Source organism: Okeania sp. SIO3I5 (genome assembly GCF_010672085.1).
Lineage (GTDB): Bacteria > Cyanobacteriota > Cyanobacteriia > Cyanobacteriales > Microcoleaceae > Trichodesmium.
Genome location: NZ_JAAHHT010000344.1, coordinates 1 through 7,624, shown reverse-complemented (window position 1 = coordinate 7,624; position 7,624 = coordinate 1). Strand labels below are relative to the sequence as shown.

Below are 7,624 nucleotides of genomic sequence, written 5' to 3'. Positions count from 1 at the left end.
TGTTGACTTTTACAATAACAAAATGCTCCTAGCTTGTCAAGGGCATATCAACGTTTAGCTTATGAAGGTATCCGAATCCTGGCCCTGGCTTTCATCCCGACGCTCCCCTCCCCCCTTTCCAAGGGGGGTTAGGGGGGATGGAGAGCGCGGGACTTCCCGCCAGGAAAGTTAAATTTCCTATAGACATTAACGTTCTTGTTTACAGCCTCCGCAACGGACATGATACGAGTGAGTTTTTTCTAGGTCAATGCTCCGCAAATAGGATTTACTAATATCTAAATATCTTAAGTAATTAACGTAGTGCTATAAAAATAGAAAAACCTTCTGTTTTCAGCAGAAATGCCTTTTGCCAGAAGTTATTAAAATCAGAAATTTGAGTTTACTAAAAATTAGTTGGCTCTATTTCAATTTTTCTAAATTTTGTAGAGTAATCAAACAAATTGATTTGTTGGTTTACAAAAAGAATATCCAGCATAATCAATCTCTGCTGCATACTTATGTGACACCAGATCAACTAATTCAGAATCGTAATATTTCCAATAATCTTCTCGATTTGATTTATTGCGGTTAGGGAGCTGAAATTTTTCTAATTCTAATATTTTGGATACTTTTCTAAAGTCGTTTTCAAGATTTTCAAAACGCATAACAAAATTAACTTCAGGTTTGTTTGACGGTAAACCATGAGTATTTAGATAGTCAAACATTGTTGGTACTTTTTCTAATAAATCAATAAACTCATCTCTATTCCAGTTTTGAGTTTGACGATGTGGAGAAAAAAAGAAAGAAATCATTCTTTCCCAAGGGTTTCTAATAACGGCAAATTTATAAAGAGAATGAAAAACATCAGGTGACAAAACTTGATAGTAGTCAAGTAAAGATGAATGTTTATGTATGTTAGGAAAATTTTGATTTCTTAGTTCAAATCTCTCTACACCATCCTGCAAAGAGTTAAGGCAAACAATTTTATCTTCAGAGTAATGCTTGAGAATATTCTGAATTCAATTACCTGCTGTTTTACGAATGTGAATCAACAAAAACTTTTTCTGTATGGAAAGCATCTTTAAAACTGACTGAGTAAATATTTTATTTGCTTGTTGTCTATCTTCCGACACATTTTTACCAATAGATAATTGATAATTAGAGATAATTTTTATTATCCATTATCAATTAATGAACTACTCCCTACTCTCTAATAATTGATACAAAAGAGTATTAATAATTAACCTTCCTCCTTCTCTCCTAGATAACTAAAGCTTTCTTCCTTCCACTCTAAAATTTCAGCAAATAAAGCTTCATATCTAAAATTTCATCAAATAAAGCTTTATATCTAAAATTTCAGTAAATAAAGCTTTATAACTATCTAAAGCACTTTCAAAACCAAAATTTTCTTCAGCATATTTTCTCCCTTGATGACCTAGTTGCTCAAGTTTTTCTGGATTTTCATATAATTCTAAAATAGCTTCTACCAAAGCATCAGAATCTTCTGGAGTAACCACTATTCCACCCCCACTTTCTTCGACAACTTTCATTGCTGTACCTGTATCCGGAACAGAAGCTATTATTGGACGACCACTAGCAAGAATAACAGGAATTTTTGAAGGTAAATTAAAAGCAGTAACTGTCTTTTTCTGTATTACTAAACCAACATCAGCAGCAGATAACATTTCTGGTAATTTTTCTCGCGGAACTAAAGGCAATAAAAGTACATTATCCGCTTGATAATTATCACAACATTCTTGTAATTGTTGAAGCGCTTTTTCTTCCCCTAAAATGACAAAATAAATTTCCGATTTTTCTTTGAGACTAGCAGCAGCTTTAACTACTGTTTCTAAACCTTGAGTTAGAGCAATATTCCCAGAATAAACAACTACAAACTTATTTTGAAGATTATGTTTTTCTCGGAAAGAATTATTTTTCTCCAGAGGTCTAATAAAATTAAGGTCTACCCAATTAGGAATGCAAACAATACGATTTTTATCAACCCCTTGTTCTACTAACTTAGTGACAAAATCTTCAGCAATAACACTTATTTTAACAGCTTTGAGATAAGCTAATTTTTCTACTGCTTGAGCTATCCTTACTATCCAACTATCTTTTTTCACTAACCCTACTCTTACCGCAGCTTCAGAAACAATATCTTGAATATTTAACACCACAGAAGAGTTAGAAAATAATCCGTAAAAACTAACTGGTAAAGAAATTAATATAGTAGGAGTCGTCGCAAAAATTATTTCCGGTTTCCAACCATTAAAAGCTTGCCATAAACTAGACAGAATAAAACTACTATCTAATAATAGCCGATCTAAAAGCCCACGTTTAGAACCTCTCACATGGATATAACTACGTTGAACCGTTACGCCATTTTGTTCTTCTGTTAGAAAAAACTTTCCTTTATACTCATCATAAACTTTATTTTCAGGATAATGTGGCATACCAGTCACCACACGAACCTGATGTCCGCGTTTAGCAAAACCTTCCGCAAGTTCGGTCATTAGAGGTGCAATACCAATTGGTTCTGGGTGATAGTTATAGGAATAGATAAGAATACGCATAATTTAATTAATTATTATTGCTACTCTGCAAAAGTATTAATACCGTTTTACAGAATTCAGGTATTCAAAACTCAACAGTTAAAAGTAAGATTTTATAGAATGTAAATTTTGATGATACAGTAATTTAGGGCAATTATATCTGAAGTCATAAATCAGAATTTTAGAGGTTTTCCGTTAATATTAATGGTTATAAAAATTTTCACAACCAATTTAGGATTTCTATAGTGAACTAACATAACTAAAATAGTGCATTGGGTTTTTCAATAGAATCTTTAATTTGATCAAGATTCTAGTATTTTCCTCAACTAAAAATTACAGAATACCGCTCTAGTAGCTTGAACAAAATTTGAGAGTAATTAAGTTGAAAACTCTACTATCTGTGTAATGTCTACAATTAGTTAGAGTTGAATTCTCAGGGCAAAAATTGAACCTACTACCTAAAATCCTATTCAAATTAATAATTCTCGAATCGAAAATGGAAAATAAAGTATATAAAAGGGATGGGGATTTATGTTGTTCAATCAAAAAAATTAGTTTGAAGTTTTCTAGATTTTTTTCCTCAAGATTGTACAGGATTTTTCTGTTCGCTAGATATTAAGCTTCATCAGATTTTGCCAAGATAATTCTCAAACATAAAATCTACTCAAACTTAAGTCTACAATCATTATATATATCATTATATATATTGAAATTTCTAGCTAATATCTTATGGGAATAAAGATGGGTATAAACAGGAAATATCAAATTACTTCAATATAGCTTTTCTCAAGTTACTGAGATATATAGCAATCCTCTAATATATTTGTGTATAAAAATCTTACCGTTTTTCGGGAATAGGGAATAGGCAATGGGCAATAGACAAGAGTTTCAAAGTTTATTTCTAGTTTTTCAATTGTTACAACCTATTTAGAATTGCTATAGAATTGCTATAGTTGTTTTTCTTCTTTTCTATTCGCTGTTTCTGTGATTACCGAAAAATCAAGGTTGAAAGCCTCTTTTTTCAAGAAGAAAAAAAGAAAAAAATTCCTTTGAGCAAAATTCTCTTCTTTATAAGAAGAGGTAATAATTAATTATTGAATACTCCCTCAAACAACTGAAAATTTGCAAATATCAAATATAAAAACCCCAATAGCCCAATAGTAAGTATCTGAAATAATTCTAGTAGGCTCCACTACCTTTCTTGAATAAAATTACCACAGTTCTAATAATTAACTTTATGTCGTACATTAAACTCCAATTCTTTTGATACTTTAAATCTAACCTAATAATATCTTCAAAATTTTTAACTTGAGAACGACCATTAACTTGCCATTCTCCTGTCATACCAGGTTTAACATCTAAACGTTGCCATTGAGGAACTTCATAATGTTCTACTTCATCAGGAGTTGGAGGTCTTGTTCCAACTAAACTCATATCCCCTTTTAATACATTCCAAAACTGAGGTAATTCATCCAAACTCTTTCGCCTCAAAAAGTTACCAACTTTAGTAATTCTTGGATCATTTTCATTCTTAAATATTGCACCTTGAGCTTGATTTTTGATTTGACTCTTAAGTTGTTCTGCATCTACACACATAGAGCGAAATTTCCACATTCGGAAATGCCTTCCCATCCAACCACATCGTACTTGAGCAAAAAATATCGGACCAGGACTATCAAACTTAATAAAAATAGCTATAGGTATAAACAAAATACCTGTAATAAATAATCCTACCAAAGCACCAACAATATCAATCAGACGTTTTACCCAAGATTTAATTGAAGGATGAGTAACAGGTAGTTGATTTTCATCAGATTTACGATGACTTTTAACCTCCGGTTGTGTGGATTGTTCAATGATTAAAATTTGGTCTAATCCAGTTAGGGAAAATACACCCATAACCTGAGAATTAACATCAAAAAGGACAAAATCTCTATCTTTTTCCCTTGCTATTTTGAGATTTGTTACCAAGGAACCAATGCCACAACTATCTATAAAATTAGTGTTACTAAAATCAATAATAATCTTGCCTGTAGTATTCTCTTGAGAGAAAAGTTGTTGGCAAGTCAACTTAAATAATTCTGCCTCCGAGACAGTAAAACGAAGAGGCAAATTAATCACGGGAGTTTTTTCCCTAAAAGTTACTTTGATGTCTGTTTCTGAGGTTTGGCTGACCATGAAATCTTGGTTCCTATTTTCTGTAAGACTATAGTATTTTTGTTTTGTGCAAGAGTTATTTCTTTGAAGATGAAAATTTGAGGTATCTTACTAAAGATTTTCCTGGCATAATCAGCTTCATAATAATTACCAAATTATGTTTAAGTGATCGAAGAAAAATCACTTAAATGGTTAGACCACCCTCAAGACTAAAATTCTAGTCTAATGATTAGTAATGACTTGATACTAATACACTATCCTTAATAGATTAATCTATGCCTACTACCTTCTTAAATAGAATGTATTTAGTAGATGATATATATAGCCATTAAGCCAGATTACTATTTCTATTAATTCAGTTATATCCCTATTATAACACCAAAATAATTGGGATAAATTTGAGTGGGTTGTTACTCCTGATCGAGTCTAGTTTTGATTATTTTCCGGCTAACCCACCCAATATTTCTTGTCTAGTTATATATCTAGTTATATATATTTTCAGAACGTGAAGTTTCACGACCTCCTTTAACTCTTGCCTTGGCTTTAGCTGCACTACGTTTGAGAGCTTGAAGTCTGGCTTCATATTTTGCCCTCTGTCGTTTTTTGGGAGTTTCTTCGACTAGAGTTTTCAGAGCGCTACCTAGACTTTTATAAGCATTCGGGAGTGAATAACCAAAACGAGTGGCTAGGGCGATCGCTTTATCATCTGCTTCTATCGCCTCTTTAAGGTTACGTTCTCCGTTATTCTTTTGATAGAGTCTATACCCAGATACACCACACAAAGCTAGGGCCAGAACTAAAAGTAGACCATCCTGTACCCATAATTCACCCACAGCACCCCCCAAACCAATTGCAAGGGCAGCCATTTCCCAACCATCCCTGGGAATTGTATCGTTTTGAATTCTGGCCACTTCATGCCAGAATAATAAATTACGTTGGTCTAATGCTAGTTGTTCCCAACGTGCTAAATCAATGGATATTTCTACTTGGTCTTTGCCTATTTCTTCACTGCGAATGAGTGGAGGATTAACTTCAATGGACTTTTCTACCATTACCCAGCTTTGTAATTCTGGTGGTAGTAAGCCTTTGAGACGTCTAATTTCACTCATTTCTGCTCTGGCAGTGGTAGTAGCATAAGATGTCATAGTTTGTTTGAGTCCTATAGATTTTTCTTTCATATCATCACGCAATGTGCAACTTTCTAGGGAATAATCAGCTTTTCTGGGTCTTGAGTGGAAAGTCTCATTCTCAAAACTTCCTAAATCTCGTCGATTGGAAAAAGTTGCACATGGCTTTATAATAGTAATTTTAATCGAAAATTTTACTTTTTCCCCAAAATCTTAACTAAGATAATTGCTATCAAGCTAATTTTAATAGTAATCATAAAAATTGACTCATGTCTGGTCAGATAATTAATTCCCTAACCCAATTAAGCTTTTTTAATCTGGAGAAACCTATTAATTTACAAATATGTGAGCATCGGTTTACTTTTATAGATTTATTTGCAGGCATTGGTGGATTTAGAATTCCTCTAGAAGAATTAGGAGGTAAATGTTTAGGATATTCGGAAATTGACTCTGATGCAATAAAGGTTTATCAGCAAAATTTTTTGACTGGATATGTCAATAATAATGAAAAGTATTTGGGAGATATTACTAAAATTTCTGAGTTACCTTGGCAAGTAAATCTGATAGTTGGTGGGGTTCCTTGTCAACCTTGGTCTGTGGCTGGAAAGTTACGGGGTTTTGATGATTCTAGAGGAAAACTTTGGTTTGATACGATGAGGGTTGTGGAGAAAAATCAACCATTAGCTTTTATTTTTGAAAATGTTCGAGGGTTAATTAGTCCGACTAATCAAAGGTCGTTTGAATTAATTATTCAGAAGTTTGAAAATATTGGTTATCGTGTTTATTACAAGTTACTTAATTCTGCTGATTTTGGGTTGCCTCAAAATAGAGAACGAGTTTTTCTTGTAGGAATTAGGAAAGATTTAGATATAGATAATTTCTCTTTTCCTGAACCATTGAATTTGCCAACTAAACTGTTTCAAATTATTGATGATCTCCAAGGTGATTTTGATATTCAAAAGATCAAATTATCACCAGATATTTTGTTTAATGGCAGTATTCCGGTATCTAGAAATAAATTTCAGAAAAATGATGAGTTGAATGATTTTTTTGTTTTTTGTGATACCAGAAATGGTCATACAACTATTCATTCTTGGGATCTGATCAAGACAACTAAAAGGGAAAAGTTGATTTGTGAAACTATTCTCAAAAATAGACGGAGAAAAAAATACGGAACTAAGGATGGTAATCCTTTATCTTTGGCAGATTTATCTGAGTTAATAGAGAATTTGCAAATTCAAGAGTTGAATAATTTGGTGGAGAATAAAATTATTCGTTATGTTGAAAAACAGGGTTATGAATTTGTCAACTCTAAAAATTCATCAGGAATTAATGGCATATATAGAATATTTTTACCTCATTCAGAAATTGTGCCGACCTTAACTGCTACAGGTACAAAAGATTGTATAGCTACGGTTTCTATTAATGAGAAAACTCCAGAGGAGTATAAGTCTTTATTTATCAAGGAAATTTATCGTCAGAAAAAATATCGGTATATAACTGCAAAAGACTGTGGGAAGTTACAAGGTTTTCCTAGTTGGTTTAGAGCGCATAGTAAGGAGAATATTGCTAAGAAACAATTTGGGAATGCTGTATCTATTCCTGTTGTTTATTATTTGGCTAAGTCTTTAGTTAGGTCTCTTGGTTTTATTCATTTAGATTGACCTTAGATGGATGAAATATTTTTTTTGATACTTACAACCTCAAATTTTGCCAGTATCTAGAAAAAGCAATTCGGGCGCATAAAAACCTGAATTACAGAAGGCTCCAGAACAATTTTTGGCGCAGAAAATTTTCAGGCATTGGTAG

The 7,624-nt window shown here is 32.6% G+C and carries 5 protein-coding genes; 1 reads left to right on the top strand and 4 read right to left on the bottom strand.

All coding sequences use genetic code 11. The features are described 5' to 3' along the window. Nucleotides 1-431 precede the first annotated feature (431 nt). The 4 genes from F6K40_RS37220 to F6K40_RS37205 all read right to left on the bottom strand — a co-directional run bounded on the left by F6K40_RS37220 (nucleotide 432) and on the right by F6K40_RS37205 (nucleotide 5,833). The gene (locus F6K40_RS37220) at nucleotides 432-944 is read right to left on the bottom strand and encodes a sulfotransferase family 2 domain-containing protein (protein WP_293144337.1); all 513 of its coding nucleotides are present in this window, start codon (nucleotides 942-944) and stop codon (nucleotides 432-434) included. Nucleotides 945-1,298: 354 nt separating this feature from the next. Beyond that, the gene (locus tag F6K40_RS37215; protein ID WP_293144334.1) at nucleotides 1,299-2,552 is read right to left on the bottom strand and encodes a glycosyltransferase family 4 protein; all 1,254 of its coding nucleotides are present in this window, start codon (nucleotides 2,550-2,552) and stop codon (nucleotides 1,299-1,301) included. Nucleotides 2,553-3,710: 1,158 nt separating this feature from the next. Continuing rightward, complete coding sequence (locus tag F6K40_RS37210; RefSeq protein WP_293144332.1) at nucleotides 3,711-4,709, bottom strand: sugar transferase; 999 nt, start codon at nucleotides 4,707-4,709, stop codon at nucleotides 3,711-3,713. 461 nt (nucleotides 4,710-5,170) lie between these two features. Beyond that, entirely contained in the window at nucleotides 5,171-5,833 is a 663-nt protein-coding gene (locus F6K40_RS37205) for a DUF3318 domain-containing protein (protein ID WP_293144330.1), read from the bottom strand. Between the two features lie 251 nt (nucleotides 5,834-6,084). Between F6K40_RS37205 and F6K40_RS37200 the strand changes: the two genes are divergently transcribed. Further along, nucleotides 6,085-7,479 carry a DNA cytosine methyltransferase gene (locus tag F6K40_RS37200; RefSeq protein WP_293144327.1) on the top strand — a complete coding sequence of 465 codons (1,395 nt, stop codon included), beginning with the start codon at nucleotides 6,085-6,087 and terminating at the stop codon, nucleotides 7,477-7,479. The last annotated feature ends 145 nt before the right edge of the window (nucleotides 7,480-7,624 follow it).

Coding starts and splice junctions, on each gene's coding strand:
- F6K40_RS37215 (WP_293144334.1), bottom strand. CDS start 2,552: ATGCGTATTCTTATCTATTCCTATAACTATCACCCAGAACCAATTGGT.
- F6K40_RS37205 (WP_293144330.1), bottom strand. CDS start 5,833: ATGACATCTTATGCTACTACCACTGCCAGAGCAGAAATGAGTGAAATT.
- F6K40_RS37210 (WP_293144332.1), bottom strand. CDS start 4,709: ATGGTCAGCCAAACCTCAGAAACAGACATCAAAGTAACTTTTAGGGAA.
- F6K40_RS37200 (WP_293144327.1), top strand. CDS start 6,085: ATGTCTGGTCAGATAATTAATTCCCTAACCCAATTAAGCTTTTTTAAT.